Raw genomic sequence first — 16,597 nt, forward strand, 5'->3', positions numbered from 1 at the left:
CGTATGATAGTCGCCACCCCGCCGCGGCCTCGGATTCCCCCAGGCCGCGCTGCTTTCCAAAGAGACCGCATTCATGAGTCAAGCCGAGCAAGGATTCGCCTACAGCCAGGACCATTTCCGCCAGTTGATCGAGGACGTGCTCGCCGAGGCCAAACGCCAGGGCGCCAGCGACGCCGGCGCGGAAGTCTCCGAAGGCAGCGGCATGTCGGTGTCGGTGCGGCGCGGCCAGCTCGAGAACGTCGAGCGCAACCGCGACAAGTCGCTGGGCATCTCGGTCTACCTGGGCCAGCGCAGAGGCAACGCGAGCACCTCGGACTTCTCGCCGCAGGCGCTGAAGGACACCGTGCGCGCCGCCTACGACATCGCGCGCTTCACGGCCGAGGACGAATTCGCCGGCCTGCCGGACGAGCAGGACCTGTCGCTTGACGAAGCGGCGCGGCCGTCGCTGGACCTCTTCCATCCGTGGGCGATCACCGCCGAGCAGGCCGCCGAGCTGGCACTGCGCTGCGAGGACGCGGCGCTGAAGACGGACGCGCGCATCACCAACTCGGAAGGCGCGGCGGTCTCGGCGCAGCAGTCGCACTTCTATTCGGGCAACTCGCGCGGTTTCCGCGGCGGGTATGCAAGTTCGCGGCATTCCGTGTCGGTGGCGCCGATCGCCGGCCGTGGCGCGGGCATGGAGCGCGACGCCTGGTACAGCTCGATGCGCGACGCGGCGGATCTCTCGTCCGCGGAATCGATCGGCCGCTACGCCGCCGAGCGCGCGTTGGCGCGGCTGAAGGGCCGCAAGGTCAAGACGGCCAGCGTGCCGGTGCTGTTCGAGGCCCCGGTCGCGGCCGGCCTGCTGGGCGCGCTGGTGCAGGCCACCAGCGGCGGCGCGCTCTACCGCCGTGCGAGCTTCCTGCTCGACAGCCTGGACCAGCAGATCCTGTCGCCGCATGTGGAGGTGGTCGAGGATCCGCACATCGTCAAGGGCAAGGGCAGCTCGCCCTTCGACGACGAAGGCGTGGTCACCAAGGCCCGCACCGTGGTCGAGGCGGGCGTGCTCAAGGGCTACTTCCTGTCGACCTATTCGGCGCGCAAGCTGGGCCTGCGCACGACGGGCCACGCAGGCGGCTCGCACAACCTGACGATGCGCAGCAAGGCGACGGCACCCGGCGACGATCTGCCGACGATGCTACGCCGCCTCGGCACCGGCCTGTTCGTCACCGAGCTGATGGGGCAGGGCGTCAACTACGTGACCGGCGACTACTCGCGCGGCGCGAGCGGCTACTGGGTCGAGAACGGCGTCATCGCCTTCCCGGTCAACGAGATCACGATCGCAGGCAACGTCAAGGAGATGTTCAAGCAGATCGTGGGCATCGGCGCCGACACCTACACGCTGGGCAGCAAGACGGTGGGGTCGATCCTGCTGGAGAACATGAAGCTCGCTGGCGCCTGAGGCTTCCCCAGGGCTTGTCAGGTTGACGCCAGCCCGGCGGTAGTTAATCCTGCTTTCGCTCAAGGGCTCCCGCAGAGGGCGCCCCATACCAACGAAACAGGAGACTTCATGGAGCGTCGTTCGTTCGTCAAGAATGCCGGCCTGGCCGGCGTGCTGGCCGCGGGTGCGGCACCGGCCATCGTGCATGCGCAGGCCAACATCCGGTGGCGGATGGCGTCGAGCTTCCCCAAGCAGCTCGACACGATCTACGGCGGCGGCGAGGTCTTCGCCAAGAAGGTCAGCGAGCTCAGCGGCGGCAAGTTCCAGATCAGCGTGCACGCGGGCGGCGAGCTGATGCCGGCCTTCGGCGTGGTCGACGGCGTGCAGAACGCGACGGTCGAGATCGCGCACACGGTGCCGTACTACTTCTTCGGCAAGGACGAGACCTTCGCGATCGGCGCGTCCATCCCGTTCGGGCTGAACTCGCGGCAGATGACGGCGTGGACCTTCCACGGCAACGGCCTGAAGCTGATGCGCGAGTTCTACCGGAACTACAACATCATCAACTTTCCCGGCGGCAACACCGGCGCGCAGATGGCGGGCTGGTACCGCAAGGAGATCAAGTCGGCGGCGGACTTCAAGGGCCTGAAGTTCCGCATCGGCGGCTTCGCCGGCCGGGTGATCGAGCGCATGGGCGGCGTGCCGCAGAACCTGCCGGGCGGCGAGCTCTATTCGGCGCTGGAGAAGGGCACGATCGACGCCGCGGAATGGGTCGGACCGTACGACGACCTGAAGCTGGGCTTCAACAAGGTGGCGCCGTTCTACTACTACCCCGGCTGGTGGGAGGGCGGCCCGCAGGTCGACTTCTTCATCAACACCAAGGCCTATGAAGGGCTGTCGCCCGAGTACAAGGCGATCGTGGAAGCGGCGTCCGCGTACGTGCACGTGGACATGCAAGCCAAGTACGACGTGCTGAACCCGCAGGCGCTCAAGCAGCTGGTGGCGGCCAAGACCAAGCTGATGCGCTTCCCGAAGGACACGATGGACCTGGCGTTCAAGGAGTCGATGGCGCTGTACGCGGAGCTGTCGGCGAAGAACCCGAACTGGAAGAAGGTCTACGAGGATTACGCCAACTTCCGGCGCGACCAGAACCTGTGGTTCCGCTTCGCGGAAGCGGGCTTCGACGACTACATGCAGTCGCAGCGGTTCTGATCGGGACCGACGTCCGCAACGACATCCGCTGATCGCGGGCCGCGCTTCGAAAGGGGCGCGGCCCGTTCCGCTTGTGGCGTGCCCTTGAGCCGAGGGCAGGGGCCGTGGCGTCACAATCGGTCCTCGATCAACCGGCATCAGGATGAGTTCATGAATCAGGAAACGCAGTCGCTCGAGGCGCTCCTCAAGGCCCTTCGCGTGCTGCTCACGGTGCTGCTGACGCTGACCGTCATCGCCGTGATCTGCTTCCGGCTCTTTGCCTACGCGTTCACGTATGCGTCGCCGCCGTTCTGGGCGCTCGTGCCGGCGGGTGTGCTGGCGGGTCTGCTGATCATGCTGCTCGTGCCGCAACCGGTGCGCCGCATCGGCGCGGTGCTGCTGCTGGTGCTGTATGCGCTCAGCATCGTCTTCTTCGGCTGGCGCCACGTGATGGAGCTGTACGCATCGGACGGTCCCTTCGCCTTCGATCTCTTCGAGGCGGTGTTGATCGTCCTGCTGGCCGTGCCGAGCCTGGTGCGCCGCAGATCCACATTCTGAAATCGGGCGGTCGCCACGCCCCCATCAGTAGGCCGCCTTCAGAACGAATCGTTCGCACGCAAGACCCGGCACTGAGGTTCATCGCAGTGCTGCGTGGAGGTCGATGTGACGGTGTATGTCGCGCGCAGGTTTCGCCGTTGGATGCGAGATCAAGGGTTGGAAAGATGACGATCTCTGTCGGGCCGTTTTGGAGATGACACAGGGTTTGATCGACGCGAACCTCGGGGGCGCGCTGTTCAAGAAGCGCATTGCCCGAAACGGTCAAGGAAAGCGTGGCGGTTTCCGGACGATCGTCGCCAAACCGGAATTCGAGACCTGGCTCTTCGTTTACGGTTTCGCGAAGAGCGATCTGAGCAACATCAGCACCGCGAGGGAGCTGCATTGCCGAGACGCCGTCAAAGAATTTCTGTCATTGGGCCTCGATCAACGCGAGACGGAGATCGAGGACGGTCGTCTTTTCAAAGTGAATTGCCATGCACAAATCCGTGTCTCCATTTGATCGAACGCTTCTCGACCTCTACTTCACGCTCAAGCGAGCGGGTAGGGTGACTGGAGCCAAGTACATGGCGGTGCAAGCGCTGTGCCGCCCCACGTTGCAGCCGCGTCGACCCTCGGAGCCCGTCCGTCCGCGCAGGCAGCGGGCGCTCAGCGCAGCCGGCCCGCGACGCTGATGACCCTCAATCCCCGCCCGCCTTGCGCCCCAGCGCCTCCTGCACCGCGCGCGTGAGCGCGGCCAGTTCGATCGGCTTGGCCACGTAGCCCTGGAACCCGGCCGCGAGGCCTTCCTGGCGATCCGCGACCATCGCGAAGGCCGTCAGCGCCACCGCCGGCAGCTTGTCGGGGCTGCCTCCCGGCAGCTGCCGCACCGCGCGGATCAGCGAGCGCCCGTCCATCTCCGGCATCCCGATGTCGGACACCAGCAGGTCGTAGTGCTCCTCGCCTTCTTCGAGGCGCGACAGCACCTCCGCCGCGCTCGTCGCCACGCTGACCTTCGCGCCCAGGCGGCTCAGCGCCACCTGGCCCACCTCGCGCGCGTCCTCCTCGTCGTCGACGAGCAGCACCCGCACGCCCGACAGCGTGTCTTCCGACAACTCCACCGGCTCCGCGCATGGCGAGGGCGCCAGGGCCTGCTCCGCCAGCATCGGCAGGCGCAGCTCGAAGACCGCGCCGCGGCCCGGGCCCGGGCTGTCGGCGCTGATGCGGCCCTGGTGCAGTTGCGCGATCGCGCGCGCGATCGCCAGGCCCAGGCCGAGGCCGCCGACCTTGCGCGTCTTTGAGCCGTCCTCCTGCCGCAGCCGATCGAAGACGAAGGGCAGGAACTCCGGCGAGATGCCGCGGCCCGTGTCCCGCACGCGCAGCAGCGCGCAGCCGTCCTCGACCTCGACCTGCACGTCGACGCGGCCGCCGCTCTCGGTGAACTTGATGGCGTTGCCGATCAGGTTCGTGATCACCTGCGACAGGCGCTGCGCATCGCCCGGGATCCACACCGGCGCCGCCGCATGGCAGTTCAGCGCCACGCCCTTGCCCTGCGCCTCGTGCAGCGCGCCCAGCACCGAGTCCGCCGCCAGTGCCGCCAGGTCCATCGGCGTCGTCTGCAGCATCAGCTTGCCGGCCACGACCGCGCTCATGTCGAGCAGGTCGTTGATCATCCGCGCCTGCAGCTGCGCGTTGCGCCGGATCACCGTCGAGGCCTTGCCCAGCAGCGGATGGGCGTCGGAGAAATTGGTCAGGATGTCCGCCCAGCCCGTGATCGCGCTCAGCGGCGAGCGCAGCTCGTGCGACAGCACCGCGAGGAACTGGTCCTTGAGCTCGTTGGCGCGCTCCGCTTCTTCCTTGCCTTGTCGCAGCGCCTGCTGCGCCTCGTAGGCCGGCGTCGTGTCCCGGATGATCTTCGAGAACCCCGTCGTCACGCCCGCCGCGCTGAACAGCGGCGTCACCACGCCCTCGGCGCGCAGCCGCGTGCCGTCCTGCCGCATCAGCCAGCGGTCGTCGCGCGCCGCGCCCTGCGTCAGGGCCAGCGCCAGCTCGTTCTCCAGCACGCCCGCCGCGCGGTCCTCCGGCGTCAGCAGGATCTCCGCCGACATGCCGAGCACGTCGTCCAGCGCGTGGCCGAAGATCGTCCCCGCCGCGCGGTTCCAGTCGCGGATGCGGCCCTCGGTGTCCAGCAGGATCACCGCGTGGTCCTGCAGCGAATCGACGACCCGCGCATACAGCGCGTCGGCCTCGCGCAGCTGCGCCTCGACCTGGATCTGCGCCTCGCGCTGGCGCACCTCTCGCAGCGCGCGGTCGATCGCGACCGGCAGCCGCGTCAGCCGGCCCTTCATCACGTAGTCGGTGGCGCCGCGCTTGAGCAGCTCCACCGTGTTCTCCTCGCCGATCACGCCCGACACGAAGATGAACGGCGTCCCCGGCACCAGCTGCTGCGCCAGCGTCAGCGCCTCCGCCCCGGTGAAGCCCGGCAACTGGTAGTCCGACAGGATCAGGTCGAAGCGCTGCGTCTCCAGCGCGCCCAGCAGCTGAGGCTCGTCCTTCACCCAGGTCACCCGCGCGCGGGGATGCGTCGTCTCCAGCGACGCGAGCAGCAGCTCCGCGTCGAAAGTCGAATCCTCCAGCAGCAGGATCTCCAGCGGCGGCGAGCCCGCGTCGTCGGGCGGCGGTGACGTCTCAGTCATGGCTCATTCGTAGCGGCGCGTGGCGCGCAGCGATCCGGGCGGCGGTTCGTTCAGCACGGCCCAGAACACGCCCAGGTCCGCGATCGCCGCGACGAACTGCTTGAACTCCACCGGCTTCACGACATACGCGTTCACCCCGAGCTCGTAGCTGTGCACCACGTCCGACTCGGTCTGTGACGAGGTCAGCATCACCACCGGGATGCTCTTGAGCCGTTCCGTGGCGCGGACCGCCTTCAGCACCTCCAGCCCGTTCACCTTCGGCAGTTTCAGGTCCAGCAGGATGACGGCCGGATTGCCCTCGGCGCGGTCCGCGTGGACGCCTTCGCGGTTCAGGTAGTCCAGCGCCTCGGCGCCGTCGCGCACGATGATCACTTCGTTGGCGAGCTGGCTGCGTTCGAGGGCGACCAGCGTCAGTTCAAGATCGCGGGCGTCGTCTTCAACAAGCAGGATGGGCTTGAGCATGGCGTTCGGGGGCTGGGGGTCAGAGAAGGGTGTTGCCGGTGCCGACCGATCGCTCGAAGGCGGTCACGGCGGCATCGTCAGGGGGGAATGCCCCGTGGCCGGGGGCGGGATCGATGGCTTGGGCTTCCGCCATCTCGCGGGTGGGCAGCGTGAAGCGGAAGCGTGCGCCGCGGTCGGCCTCGCCCCAGGCCTCGACCTGGCCGCCGTGCCGTTCGACGATGCGTCGCACGCTCGCCAGGCCGATGCCGGTGCCTTCGAAGGACTCGGTCTGGTGCAGGCGCTGGAACACGCCGAACAGCTTGTTCACGTACTTCATCTGGAAACCCACGCCGTTGTCCGAGATGCTCAGTCCGACGCCGTCTCCGGTCTCGAAGCCGGTGATCTCGATGCGCGCCGGATCGCGCGGCCGCGTGTACTTGACGGCATTGGTGACGAGGTTGCGGATGGCGACCTGCAGCAGGATCGGATCGCCCCACAGCCGCGGCAGCGGGCGTGACACGGCCCACTCGATGCGGCGGTCCTTGTTCAGCGTGTTCTGCTCCGCGATCAGGTCGTCGATCAGGTGGTCCGTGTTGATCGAGCCGGGCTTGATCGCCGAGCGCCCCATGCGCGAGAAGTCCAGCAGCGCATCCACCAGCTGGCCGGCATGCGCGGAGGCTTCCTTCACATGCGCCAGGTAGCGCCGCGAACGCTCGGACAGCGCGCCGCCCTCCATCTCCAGCACCAGGTCGACGAAGCCCGCGATGTGGCGCATCGGCGCGCGCAGGTCGTGCGACACGGTGTAGGAGAAGGCTTCCAGCTCCTTGTTGACGCGGCCCAGTTCCATCGCGACCTCGGCCATCTCCTCGGCGCGCCGCAGCACGATGCCGATCAGCGCCTGCCGCAGTTCCTGCACCGCGTGGATCTCGCCCGGCGTCCAGGGCAGGGACCGGCCGCTCACCTGCTGCTTCCAGCTGGCGAAGCTGCGGCGCGGATGCAGCCGCGAGTCTTCGCCGATGGCCGATTCCTTGCGCGGGTCGCCGGCCCATAGGATGGTCTGGACGATCTCGGGCCGGAACCAGACGATGTGATGCCGATGCAGCTTCGAGATCGAGATCGCCAGCAGCCCCGCCGTCGGTCCCAGCGGGTTGCCCATTTCGTTATCCGCCTCGTTGCCTGTCTCCCCGCGTGCCTCGCTGCCCAGCGACGCCGCGTCCACCGGCAGCCGGTCGCTGTGCCAGACCTGGTCGATGCGGTTGCCCAGCCATTGGCCGAGTGCCAGCAGCGTGGCGTGGTCCGGCGTCTCGCCGACGGCCCAGCAGCTGTCGTTGAGGATCACGGCGGCGCCGGTGGCGCGCGCCAGGCGCAGCAGCGGGCCGGGTTCTTCGACCAGGCGCTGCAGCGTGGCGTCGCTGTCGGACAGGTGCGCCACGATCGCCAGCGTCTGCTGACGCAGCCGCAACTGCTCGGTGACCTGCTCGTTCTCTTCCTTGGCCTCGATCTGCAGCGACAGCAGCTGGCCCAGGTGCTCGCAGGCCATGCGCGCCTGCCAGGACAACTGGCGCGGCGCGTGGTCGTGGCAGGACACCAGTCCCCACAGCTTCCCGTCCACGATGATGGACACCGACATCGACGCCAGCGTCCGCATGTTGCGCATGTACTCGAGGTGCACCGGCGACACGCTGCGCAGCGCGGCCTGCGACAGGTCCAACGCCGTGCCGTCGCGCCCGTCGACGAAGCGCACGGGCACCGGCTCGTAGTGCGCGTCGGCGATCAGCCGGATGTGGTTGATGCGGTAGAGCTCGCGCGCCTGCGGCGGAATGTCCGAACCCGGGAACCGGTGGCCGGCGTACGCGTCGTAGCCGGGGTCGATCGCTTCGGCGAGCACCTCGCCGTGGCCGTCCGCGTCGAAGCGGTAGGCCAGGCAGCGGCCGAAGCCGGTCAGCCGCTTCATCTCCGCCACCACGATGCGGCAGAGTTCGCTCACCGCGTCGGTGCGCTGCATCATCGGCACGAGGTGTCGCGCCAGGCTGTAGATCGGCGCGCGGTTGCCGGCGTCGTCGGTGTCGGCTTCGAGCTCGAAGTAGGCCAGCCCGCCGAGCCGGTGGCCCGACACGTGCAGGCGCCGTCCGCCGATCGTCAACGTGCCGCAGGACACGGGGCCTTCGCCGTCGATCAGCCCCGGCCGCACACCGCTGACCGCGTCCAGCGCGCCTTCGATGCGCGCGGCCAGCATGTCCGGCGTGGACTGCAGCAAGGCCGACCAGTTCTCGCTGAACGCGACCAGGCCGCCGCTGCGCCAGTCCACCGCCGCCAACCAGCCGTGCGGCTGGATCGCGCCGGGAATGCGGATCGGCTCGCTCGCGCACTGCGCGACCTGCAGGTCCGTCGGCGACGTGGCCAGCGTGTCGGTATTCATCATGACCTCGGCGGCGCTGCGGGCGCTGCGGGCGTTGCTGGCGCGTCCAGCGCCCCGAAGGTCGCGATCAGCGCACGAAAGGTCTCCACCGCCGCGTGGCAGGCGGCGATGCGATCGTCTTCCGCGCCGCCGGCTTCGGCCTGGGCGAGCTGGCGGAACTCGCGCCACATCGCGCCGGTCCGGGCCCCGAAGCCGTGGAAGTAGGCCGCGCCGTGCTCGGGGGTCAGGCCGTGCGCGGCCAGCAGCTTCGGCGTCAGCACCTGGCCGCCGAGCGCCGAGCCCTCGATGACGTACAGCGATCCCAAGGCCGCCGCCGACGAATCCAGCCGCAGCCCGTGCAGCGCCGCGAGCGCCGACGCGCGCATCGCGGTGTCCGCGGCGTCCTCGGGCAGCTCCAGCGCGGCGAGGTCGCGCGCGGCGAACGGTGATCGCACACGGGCGTCGAACCAGGGGCGAAGGCGCTCCGGCAACGCCTGGCGCGCGCGCGGTTCCCACAACTGCAGGAATTCGTGGAACCCGCGCAGGATGCGGCCGTAGCGCAAGAGCGGCATCGGCGCCTCCAGCCGGAGCAGCGCCTCGATGTCGTCATGCAGCGGCCCGGTGCTGCGGCGCAGGCGGGGGAGCAGGTCGGTCTCGATCGTGGCGTCGGTCGTCGTCATGAAGCTCGGCAAACAAGGCGGGCGCGCACTGCGGGTCGGGCACGTTGCGGACTTGCCGCAACCCCTCTCCGCGAAGGCGCGGATTATGGTCAGAAAGGCCCAGGGCAAACATCCGTCCCGCCCCCTACGGACGAGGGGTCCCATGCCCGCGCGCGACCGCGGCAAGAATGTCGAACCGTGCGCCAGAGGGGTGTCGCCGAGGGAGGCACGCCATTTGCCGAGTCGCCCCGATTCCCCTCATCGCACGCTTGTCGCGCGCCGGCTCGCGCCGCGCCCGCCGGCTTGTTCCGTGGACCTCTTGCCGCAGGGTTTGCCATGCCTCCCCACGCCGTCATCGTCGACGACAACCTCGAGTCCAGCGAAACGCTGGGCATCCTCCTCGAACTCGAGGGTTACTCCGCCGCCACTGCCGGGAGCTTGCGCGAGGCGCGCCAGCGCATCGCCGAGCACCGACCGGACGTCCTGATCCTGGATCGGGCGCTGCCGGACGGGCAGGGCATGGATTTTTTGACCGAGGCCTTGTTGCAGGGACCGATGACTGTGGTGATGCTCACCGGCACGTCCGACCCCGGTGATGCTGCCGAGGCGATCCGTCGCGGCGCGAGCGCCTACCTGGTCAAGCCCGCGACGATCGATCAATTGAAGGCGGTGCTGGATGCTGCGCCGCTCGCCTCGCGTCAGGCCGCTTGAAGGCCGAACGCCACCACGAACAACGTCTTTCGAAGTCCTTGGTGCGCGGCCGTCGAAGGGCGGTGCTGTGTCGGTGTATGGGGGAAGGGTTTTCGCGGCGGAGCCGGGAAAATCTTTCCCCCATGCGGACGCAGAGAGGGGGAAGGAAGAGGGGCTTCAGCGGAAATCGTCGAGCTGGATCCCGTGCCGATGCAGCTTGTCGTAGAGCGTCTTGCGCGGTGTCCCGAGCAGTTCCATCGCCGCCGGCACCTTGCCGCCTGATCGCCGCAGCGCCTGTTCGATGAGTGCTTTCTCGACCATTTCCATCTGACGCGCCAGTGCCAGGTTGGGCACGGCCTGGATCGCGGCCGATGAATCGAGGTCATCGAGGGCCAGCACGAAGCGGTCGGCCGCGTTGCGGATCTCGCGCACATTGCCCGGCCAGTCGTGGGCCATGAGCTCGCGCAGCTTCTCGGGCGTGAGTTCGGGCGCGTCGCGCTCGTAGCGCTTGCAGGCCTGGGCGACGAAGTGCTCGAACAGCAGCGGGATGTCCTCGCGGCGCTCGCGCAGCGGCGGCAGCACCAGCGTGGCGATGTTGAGCCGGTAGTAGAGGTCGCTGCGGAACTGTCCGCGTTCGCCCATCTCCTTGAGGTCGGCCTTGCTCGCCGCGATGAAGCGGACGTTGATGACCTGTTCCTCGTTGGAGCCGAGCCGTTCCACGCGACGTTCCTGCAGCACGCGCAGCAGCTTGATCTGCAGCGCGACCGGCATGGTCTCGATCTCGTCGAGCAGCAGCGTGCCGCCGTTGGCGTGTTCGATCTTGCCGATGCGGCGCTTGCCCGCCGACGTGAACGCGCCGGACTCATGGCCGAAGAGTTCGCTCTCGAACAGCGCTTCGGGCAAGCCGCCGCAGTTGATCGCGACGAAGTTGCGATCGCGCCGCGGGCTCTGGTCGTGGAGGCAGCGCGCGACCAGTTCCTTGCCGGTCCCGGTCTCGCCGAGGATCATCACGTCGGCCGAGGTCGAGGCCAGGTTGAGCACCTGCCGCCGCAACTGCTGCATCGCGGCCGACTTGCCGAGCAGCGCCGCCTCGATGCCGCTGGCCGCCGACAGCTGCGCGCGCAACTCGTCGGCCGAGTGGCGGATCAGGCGCAGGTCCAGCGCGCGCCGCGCCGTGTCCAGCAGCCGCTCCGGCGCGAAGGGCTTCTCGATGAAATCGTAGGCGCCGTTGCGCATCGCCTGCACGGCCATGTTCACGTCGCCGTGCGCGGTGATCAGGATCACCGGGATCTGCGGATCGGTCGCCTGCACGTGGGCCAGCAGCGCGCGTCCATCCATGCCGGGCAGGCGCACGTCGGTGATGACGATGACCTGCGCGCCGGGCTGCACATGCGGCAGCGCCTCCTCGGCCGAGCGGCACGGCACCACGGCCAGCCCTTCGAGTTCCAGCGTCTGGGTCAGACTGACCCGCACCGGCAGGTCGTCCTCGACGAACACGACCTTGTAGCCTTCAAACATACTGCCCCTCCTCGGCCTGCCAGGTGTCGACCTCCAGGTCGAACTCGAAACACATGCCATGGTCCAGGCGGTGCGCCCGCAGCGCGCCGCCGAACTCGTGGACGATCTTGGACGAGATCACCAGCCCCAGCCCCAGGCCTTCGCCGGCGGGCTTGGTGGTGAAGAACGGTTCGAACAGCCGCGGCAGCAGCGATTCGCTGAGCCCCGGTCCCGTGTCCTGCACCTGCACGAGCACGCGCCGGCCGTCGTCCGTCGGCACGGCCGCGACGCGCAGCCGCCGTTCGTGGCCATCGTGCGCCGGCTCCGACGCGATCGCGTCGATGCCGTTGGCCAGCAGGTTCACGAGCACCTGCTCCAGCCGGTTGGATTCGGCGCTGACACGCAGCCCCGGCGGCACGTCGACTTCCACGGGCAGGTCCAGCTGACGCGTGCGGTGCTCCAGCAGCAGTCTCGCGTTGTTCACGCTCGCCAGCAGCGACACCGCCGTGCGCGAGGGCTCCGCCTTGCGGGCGAAGCTCTTGAGCTGGCGCGTGATCTGACCCATCCGCTCGACCATGTCGTCCATCGTCTGCAGGTTGTCCGCGACCGCTTGCGTGCGGCCGGCCTCCAGCAACCTCTGCGAATTCCGTGCCAGCGCGCGCAGCGCCGTCAGCGGCTGGTTGACTTCATGGGACAGGCCCGCCGACATCTGCCCCAGCACCGCCAGTTTGCTGGTCTGCAGCAGCTCGCCTTCGGCCTGTCGGCGCTGGGCGATCTGGTCGAGCAATTCCTCGTTGGTCTGGCGGAGTTCCGCCGTGCGTTCATCGACGATGAGCTCCAGCTGCGCATGCGCGTTCTGCAATTCGGTCTTCGCGTGGAAGAGCTGCCGCAGCGCGCGCCGACGCGAGGCGAGGTAGAGCAGCAGCATGCCGATCGCCGCGCCGAAGGCCGCGCCGCTCCAGGCCGCCAGGCGTGCCTGCCGCCGCACTTCCGACAGGTCGGACAGGGCGAGCAGCCGCAGACCGAGCGGCAGCAGCTGCCGCTCCTGCGCCAGCAGCGTCGCGCTGGCCGGCGCGGGCGCCCGCACCAACAGGCTGTTGTAGGCCTCCAGTGCGCCCGGCAGGCCCAGGTCCGGCCCGACCTTGGGGTAACGCGCGCTGGCCTGCAGGCGGTCGCGCTCGGACGCGTCGGCGCGGTTCAGCACCGCGTAGCGCCAGTCCTCGACCGAGCTCATGATCACCACGCCCTGGTCGTCCGAGACCAGGATCCGTTCCCCCTGCGAGCGCAGCCCCAGGTCCACCCAGGTCGACTCCAGCGGCGCCAGGTTGAGCTTCACGACGATCACGCCCTGCAACTGCTGGTTGCGCCGCAACGGATGCAGCAGGAAGAAGTTGGTCGAGCCGCTCAGCCCCGTCTGGCCGGCGTCGGAGGCGAAGAAGTGGTGCCGGTCCTGCTCGATCGCCTGCTGCAGCCGCAGCGGTGGGGTCAGCGGCTCGCTGGCCGCGAGCACGCGGCCGTCCGGATCGGCGACGAAGATCTGCGTCGTCCCCGCGCGCACGTTGACCCGGGCCAGCAGCAGACTCGCGGCCTTGCGCAGGGCCTCGTCCTCGGGATGTTCGACCAGGCGCGACACATCGCCGTCGATGGCCAGCAGGCTGGGCAGATAGGCGTGGCGGCCGAGTTCGGTCTGCAGGTTGGACGCGTAGAGCTCCAGCCGTTCGGTGGCCAGCGCGCTGAGCTGGTCCAGGCTGGCGCGTTCGCTGAAGCGATGGCCCAGCAGCAGGCCCAGCAGCATCAGCACGCCGGTCAGGTAGAGGTAGAAGGTCGGCCGGCCGAGGAAATGCGCCAGCCGCTGGCGGACCGATGTCGAGGCGAAGGAGGAGGAGGCGACCGAGGGCATGGGAGACGAAAAATCGACGCCCAGTGTGCCCAACTTGGCGCACGCCTTGCACCCGGCGCGGCGGCTTTTTTGTGACTGGCGAGGAATCGCCCGGCTGGCTAGGCGGTTTGTGCGGATTTCCGCACCTCGTTGCGTCGCCGAGACTGGGAACACAACGTCGCCTCGTACGCACGGATGTCACCTTGTCGGTGAATACCCTTGAAACGCAGCGCTTGGCACGGGGGTTGCACCCCGAAGCGCCGTCACGCGGTGCGAGCCGCGTCCAACTACATGCTGGGGCCTTATGGAGATACTTTTTCAGCAGATCATCAACGGCCTGGTGCTGGGGAGCATGTATGCCCTCGTCGCGCTGGGCTACACGATGGTCTACGGCATCATCAACCTCATCAATTTCGCGCACGGCGACGTGCTGATGGTGGGGGCCCTCGTCAGCTGGACCGTGGTCACGGCGCTGGCGTCGCTGGGCCTGCCCGGCTGGGCGCTGATGCTGATCGCGCTGGTCTGCGCGGTCGTGATCTGCACCTTGCTCAACTACACGATCGAGAAGATCGCCTACCGGCCGCTGCGCAGCGCGCCCAGACTCGCGCCGCTGATCACCGCGATGGGCATGTCGCTGCTGCTGCAGACGCTGGCGATGATCATCTGGAAGCCGAACCCCAAGCCCTTCCCGCAGCTGCTGCCGGCTGACCCGATCCACATTGGCGGCGCCGTGATCACGGTGACGCAGATCGTGATCCTGGTGACGACGGTCGTGATCCTGGGCGGCCTGCTGTTCCTGGTGAACCACACGAAGATGGGCCGCGCGATGCGCGCCACGGCCGAGAACCCGCGCGTCGCCTCGCTGATGGGCGTCAAGCCCGATGCGGTGATCTCGCTGACCTTCATCATCGGCGCCGCGCTGGCCGCGGTGGCCGGCCTGATGTGGGCCGCCAACTACGGCACCGCGCAGCACACCATGGGCGTGCTGCCGGGTCTGAAGGCCTTCACCGCCGCGGTGGTGGGCGGCATCGGCAACCTGGCCGGCGCGATGGTCGGCGGGGTGCTGCTGGGCCTGATCGAGGCCATCGGCGCCGGCTACCTCGGCGACTGGACCGGCGGCGTGCTGGGCAGCCATTACTCCGACATCTTCGCCTTCATCGCGCTGATCCTGGTGCTGACGCTGCGGCCGTCCGGCCTGCTGGGCGAACGCGTCGCCGACCGCGCCTGAGGAGCCGCACATGTTCCAGACCAAATCCTCCAAGCTGATCACCTTCCTGGTCGCCGGCGCGCTGCTGCTGGTGCTGCCGCTGTTCGCGCAGCAGTTCGGCAACGGCCCGGTCCGCATCATCGACCTGGCCCTGCTGTACGTGCTGCTGGCCCTGGGCCTGAACATCGTCGTCGGCTACGCCGGCCTGCTCGACCTGGGCTACGTCGCGTTCTACGCGGTGGGCGCCTACCTGTTCGCGCTGCTCAACAGCCCGCACCTGGCGGAGAACTTCGAGCACATCGCCGCCGCCTTCCCCAACGGGCTGCACCTGCCGCTGCTGCTGGCGATCGCGCTGGCGGCGCTGCTGGCGGGCTTGTTCGGCGTGCTGCTGGGCGCGCCGACGCTGAAGCTGCGCGGCGACTACCTGGCCATCGTGACGCTGGGCTTCGGCGAGATCATCCGGGTGTTCCTGAACAACATGGAATATCCGCTGAACATCACCAACGGCCCGCGCGGCATCGGCCAGATCGACGGCGTCCATTTCTGGGGCTTCGAGTTCAGCCAGAACCACGAGATCCTCGGCTTCGCCGTCAACTCGGTGTCGATGTACTACTACCTGTTCCTGGCGCTGGTGGTCGGCTCGGTGCTGATCTGCTACCGGCTCGAGAACTCGCGCATCGGCCGCGCCTGGATGGCCATCCGCGAGGACGAGATCGCCGCCAAGGCCATGGGCATCAACACCCGCAACATGAAGCTGCTGGCCTTCGGCATGGGCGCCACCTTCGGCGGCGTGTCGGGCTCGATGTTCGGCGCGTTCCAGGGCTTCGTCTCGCCGGAATCGTTCAGCCTGCAGGAGTCGATCATGATCGTCGCCATGGTGGTGCTGGGCGGCATCGGCCACATCCCGGGCGTGATCCTGGGGGCGCTGCTGCTGGCCGCGCTGCCGGAAGTGCTGCGCTACGTCGCCGGTCCGCTGCAGGAGATGACCGACGGCCGCCTGGACGCGTCCATCCTGCGCCAGCTGCTGGTGGCGCTGGCCATGATCGTGATCATGCTGATCCGTCCGCGCGGCCTGTGGCCCTCGCCGGAACACGGCAAGTCGCGGCCGCTGCCGCCGGGCGCGCAGCCGCCCGCGAATGCCGGCAATGCGATCAACGCCACCTGACCCGCGCCAGGAGCAAGAACCAATGACTGAAACCGTACTGAAAGTGGCCGGCGCCTCCAAGCGCTTCGGCGGTCTGCAGGCGCTGTCGGATGTGGGCATCGAGATCAAGCAGGGCCAGGTCTACGGCCTGATCGGACCCAACGGCGCCGGCAAGACGACCTTCTTCAACGTGATCACCGGGCTCTACGTGCCCGACGGCGGCACCTTCGAACTCGGCGGCCAGCCCTACAAGCCGCAGGCGGTGCACCAGGTCGCCAAGACCGGCATCGCGCGGACCTTCCAGAACATCCGGCTGTTCGCCGACATGACCGCGCTGGAGAACGTGATGGTCGGGCGCCATGTGCGCACGCACTCGGGCCTGATCGGCGCGGTGCTGCGCACGCCGGGCTTCAAGAAGGAAGAGGCCGAGATCACCGCCCGCGCCCGCGAGCTGCTGGACTACGTCGGCATCGGCCGGCACGCCGACTTCAAGGCGCGCACGCTGTCCTACGGCGACCAGCGTCGCCTCGAGATCGCGCGCGCGCTGGCCACCGATCCGAAGCTGATCGCGCTGGACGAGCCCGCCGCCGGCATGAACGCGACCGAGAAGGTCGTGCTGCGCGAGCTGATCGACCGCATCCGCAACGACGGCCGCACGATCCTGCTGATCGAGCACGACGTGAAGCTGGTGATGGGCCTGTGCGACCGTGTCTCGGTGCTGGACTACGGCAAGCAGATCGCCGAAGGCACGCCGGCCGACGTGCAGCGCAACCCCAAGGTGATCGAGGCCTACCTCGGCGCCCATGCGGCGCAAGAAGTCCACGCGGCTCCCTGAGCGCGA

14 protein-coding genes are annotated in these 16,597 nt (G+C 68.5%); 8 read left to right on the forward strand and 6 right to left on the reverse strand.

The features are described from left to right. Window positions 1-73 precede the first annotated feature (73 nt). The 4 genes from pmbA (at window position 74) to AC1VNM_RS03090 (ending at window position 3,668) form a co-directional block, all read left to right on the forward strand. Window positions 74-1,441, forward strand: coding sequence for a metalloprotease PmbA (gene pmbA, locus AC1VNM_RS03075; protein WP_377162023.1), 1,368 nt, complete (start codon window positions 74-76; stop codon window positions 1,439-1,441). Window positions 1,442-1,549: 108 nt separating this feature from the next. Continuing rightward, window positions 1,550-2,632 carry a TRAP transporter substrate-binding protein gene (locus AC1VNM_RS03080; protein WP_067270047.1) on the forward strand — a complete coding sequence of 361 codons (1,083 nt, stop codon included), beginning with the start codon at window positions 1,550-1,552 and terminating at the stop codon, window positions 2,630-2,632. Between the two features lie 150 nt (window positions 2,633-2,782). After that, window positions 2,783-3,169 (forward strand): hypothetical protein, encoded by a 387-nt coding sequence (locus AC1VNM_RS03085; RefSeq protein WP_431102687.1) that lies wholly within the window; start codon window positions 2,783-2,785, stop codon window positions 3,167-3,169. Between the two features lie 115 nt (window positions 3,170-3,284). After that, a complete protein-coding gene (locus AC1VNM_RS03090; RefSeq protein WP_483105822.1) occupies window positions 3,285-3,668 on the forward strand; it encodes a type II toxin-antitoxin system RelE/ParE family toxin in 384 nt (127 codons plus the stop codon). A 178-nt stretch (window positions 3,669-3,846) separates the two neighbouring features. On the opposite strand, the gene AC1VNM_RS03095 is transcribed toward AC1VNM_RS03090, so the two are convergent. The 4 genes from AC1VNM_RS03095 to AC1VNM_RS03110 are packed head-to-tail and all read right to left on the reverse strand — an operon-like array spanning window position 3,847 to window position 9,360. Beyond that, a complete protein-coding gene (locus AC1VNM_RS03095) occupies window positions 3,847-5,841 on the reverse strand; it encodes a hybrid sensor histidine kinase/response regulator (protein ID WP_483105823.1) in 1,995 nt (664 codons plus the stop codon). A 3-nt stretch (window positions 5,842-5,844) separates the two neighbouring features. After that, window positions 5,845-6,303: a response regulator gene (locus tag AC1VNM_RS03100; protein ID WP_377155894.1), complete on the reverse strand. Its 459-nt coding sequence runs from the start codon at window positions 6,301-6,303 to the stop codon at window positions 5,845-5,847. 19 nt (window positions 6,304-6,322) lie between these two features. Further along, window positions 6,323-8,701, reverse strand: coding sequence for an ATP-binding protein (locus AC1VNM_RS03105; RefSeq protein WP_483105824.1), 2,379 nt, complete (start codon window positions 8,699-8,701; stop codon window positions 6,323-6,325). After that, the gene (locus tag AC1VNM_RS03110; RefSeq protein WP_483105825.1) at window positions 8,701-9,360 is read right to left on the reverse strand and encodes a biliverdin-producing heme oxygenase; all 660 of its coding nucleotides are present in this window, start codon (window positions 9,358-9,360) and stop codon (window positions 8,701-8,703) included. The genes AC1VNM_RS03105 and AC1VNM_RS03110 overlap by 1 nt, the downstream gene beginning before the upstream one ends. A gap of 315 nt (window positions 9,361-9,675) precedes the next feature. Between AC1VNM_RS03110 and AC1VNM_RS03115 the strand changes: the two genes are divergently transcribed. Beyond that, entirely contained in the window at window positions 9,676-10,050 is a 375-nt protein-coding gene (locus tag AC1VNM_RS03115; RefSeq protein ID WP_377155888.1) for a response regulator, read from the forward strand. Window positions 10,051-10,206: 156 nt separating this feature from the next. On the opposite strand, the gene AC1VNM_RS03120 is transcribed toward AC1VNM_RS03115, so the two are convergent. Both AC1VNM_RS03120 and AC1VNM_RS03125 read right to left on the reverse strand, forming a co-directional pair. After that, window positions 10,207-11,547 (reverse strand): sigma-54-dependent transcriptional regulator, encoded by a 1,341-nt coding sequence (locus tag AC1VNM_RS03120; protein WP_377155886.1) that lies wholly within the window; start codon window positions 11,545-11,547, stop codon window positions 10,207-10,209. Further along, window positions 11,540-13,426: a sensor histidine kinase gene (locus AC1VNM_RS03125; protein WP_431102694.1), complete on the reverse strand. Its 1,887-nt coding sequence runs from the start codon at window positions 13,424-13,426 to the stop codon at window positions 11,540-11,542. The genes AC1VNM_RS03120 and AC1VNM_RS03125 overlap by 8 nt, the downstream gene beginning before the upstream one ends. A 283-nt stretch (window positions 13,427-13,709) precedes the next feature. Here AC1VNM_RS03125 and AC1VNM_RS03130 point away from each other — a divergent pair, with 283 nt between their 5' ends. From AC1VNM_RS03130 to AC1VNM_RS03140, 3 genes are read left to right on the forward strand one after another with little or no spacing between them, the layout of a single operon-like run. Beyond that, entirely contained in the window at window positions 13,710-14,633 is a 924-nt protein-coding gene (locus AC1VNM_RS03130; RefSeq protein WP_483105826.1) for a branched-chain amino acid ABC transporter permease, read from the forward strand. 10 nt (window positions 14,634-14,643) lie between these two features. Continuing rightward, window positions 14,644-15,777 carry an ABC transporter permease subunit gene (locus AC1VNM_RS03135; protein ID WP_377155882.1) on the forward strand — a complete coding sequence of 378 codons (1,134 nt, stop codon included), beginning with the start codon at window positions 14,644-14,646 and terminating at the stop codon, window positions 15,775-15,777. A gap of 22 nt (window positions 15,778-15,799) precedes the next feature. Continuing rightward, entirely contained in the window at window positions 15,800-16,591 is a 792-nt protein-coding gene (locus AC1VNM_RS03140) for an ABC transporter ATP-binding protein (RefSeq protein ID WP_377155881.1), read from the forward strand. Window positions 16,592-16,597: the final 6 nt, after the last annotated feature.

The organism is Mitsuaria sp. MSU3D, assembly GCF_056867975.1.

Bases quoted from the DNA above. Each gene is read 5' to 3' on its own strand.
- pmbA (WP_377162023.1), top strand. From the start codon at position 74: ATGAGTCAAGCCGAGCAAGGATTCGCCTACAGCCAGGACCATTTCCGC.
- AC1VNM_RS03080 (WP_067270047.1), top strand. From the start codon at position 1,550: ATGGAGCGTCGTTCGTTCGTCAAGAATGCCGGCCTGGCCGGCGTGCTG.
- AC1VNM_RS03085 (WP_431102687.1), top strand. From the start codon at position 2,783: ATGAATCAGGAAACGCAGTCGCTCGAGGCGCTCCTCAAGGCCCTTCGC.
- AC1VNM_RS03090 (WP_483105822.1), top strand. From the start codon at position 3,285: ATGTCGCGCGCAGGTTTCGCCGTTGGATGCGAGATCAAGGGTTGGAAA.
- AC1VNM_RS03095 (WP_483105823.1), bottom strand. From the start codon at position 5,841: ATGACTGAGACGTCACCGCCGCCCGACGACGCGGGCTCGCCGCCGCTG.
- AC1VNM_RS03100 (WP_377155894.1), bottom strand. From the start codon at position 6,303: ATGCTCAAGCCCATCCTGCTTGTTGAAGACGACGCCCGCGATCTTGAA.
- AC1VNM_RS03105 (WP_483105824.1), bottom strand. From the start codon at position 8,701: ATGAATACCGACACGCTGGCCACGTCGCCGACGGACCTGCAGGTCGCG.
- AC1VNM_RS03110 (WP_483105825.1), bottom strand. From the start codon at position 9,360: ATGACGACGACCGACGCCACGATCGAGACCGACCTGCTCCCCCGCCTG.
- AC1VNM_RS03115 (WP_377155888.1), top strand. From the start codon at position 9,676: ATGCCTCCCCACGCCGTCATCGTCGACGACAACCTCGAGTCCAGCGAA.
- AC1VNM_RS03120 (WP_377155886.1), bottom strand. From the start codon at position 11,547: ATGTTTGAAGGCTACAAGGTCGTGTTCGTCGAGGACGACCTGCCGGTG.
- AC1VNM_RS03125 (WP_431102694.1), bottom strand. From the start codon at position 13,426: ATGCCCTCGGTCGCCTCCTCCTCCTTCGCCTCGACATCGGTCCGCCAG.
- AC1VNM_RS03130 (WP_483105826.1), top strand. From the start codon at position 13,710: ATGGAGATACTTTTTCAGCAGATCATCAACGGCCTGGTGCTGGGGAGC.
- AC1VNM_RS03135 (WP_377155882.1), top strand. From the start codon at position 14,644: ATGTTCCAGACCAAATCCTCCAAGCTGATCACCTTCCTGGTCGCCGGC.
- AC1VNM_RS03140 (WP_377155881.1), top strand. From the start codon at position 15,800: ATGACTGAAACCGTACTGAAAGTGGCCGGCGCCTCCAAGCGCTTCGGC.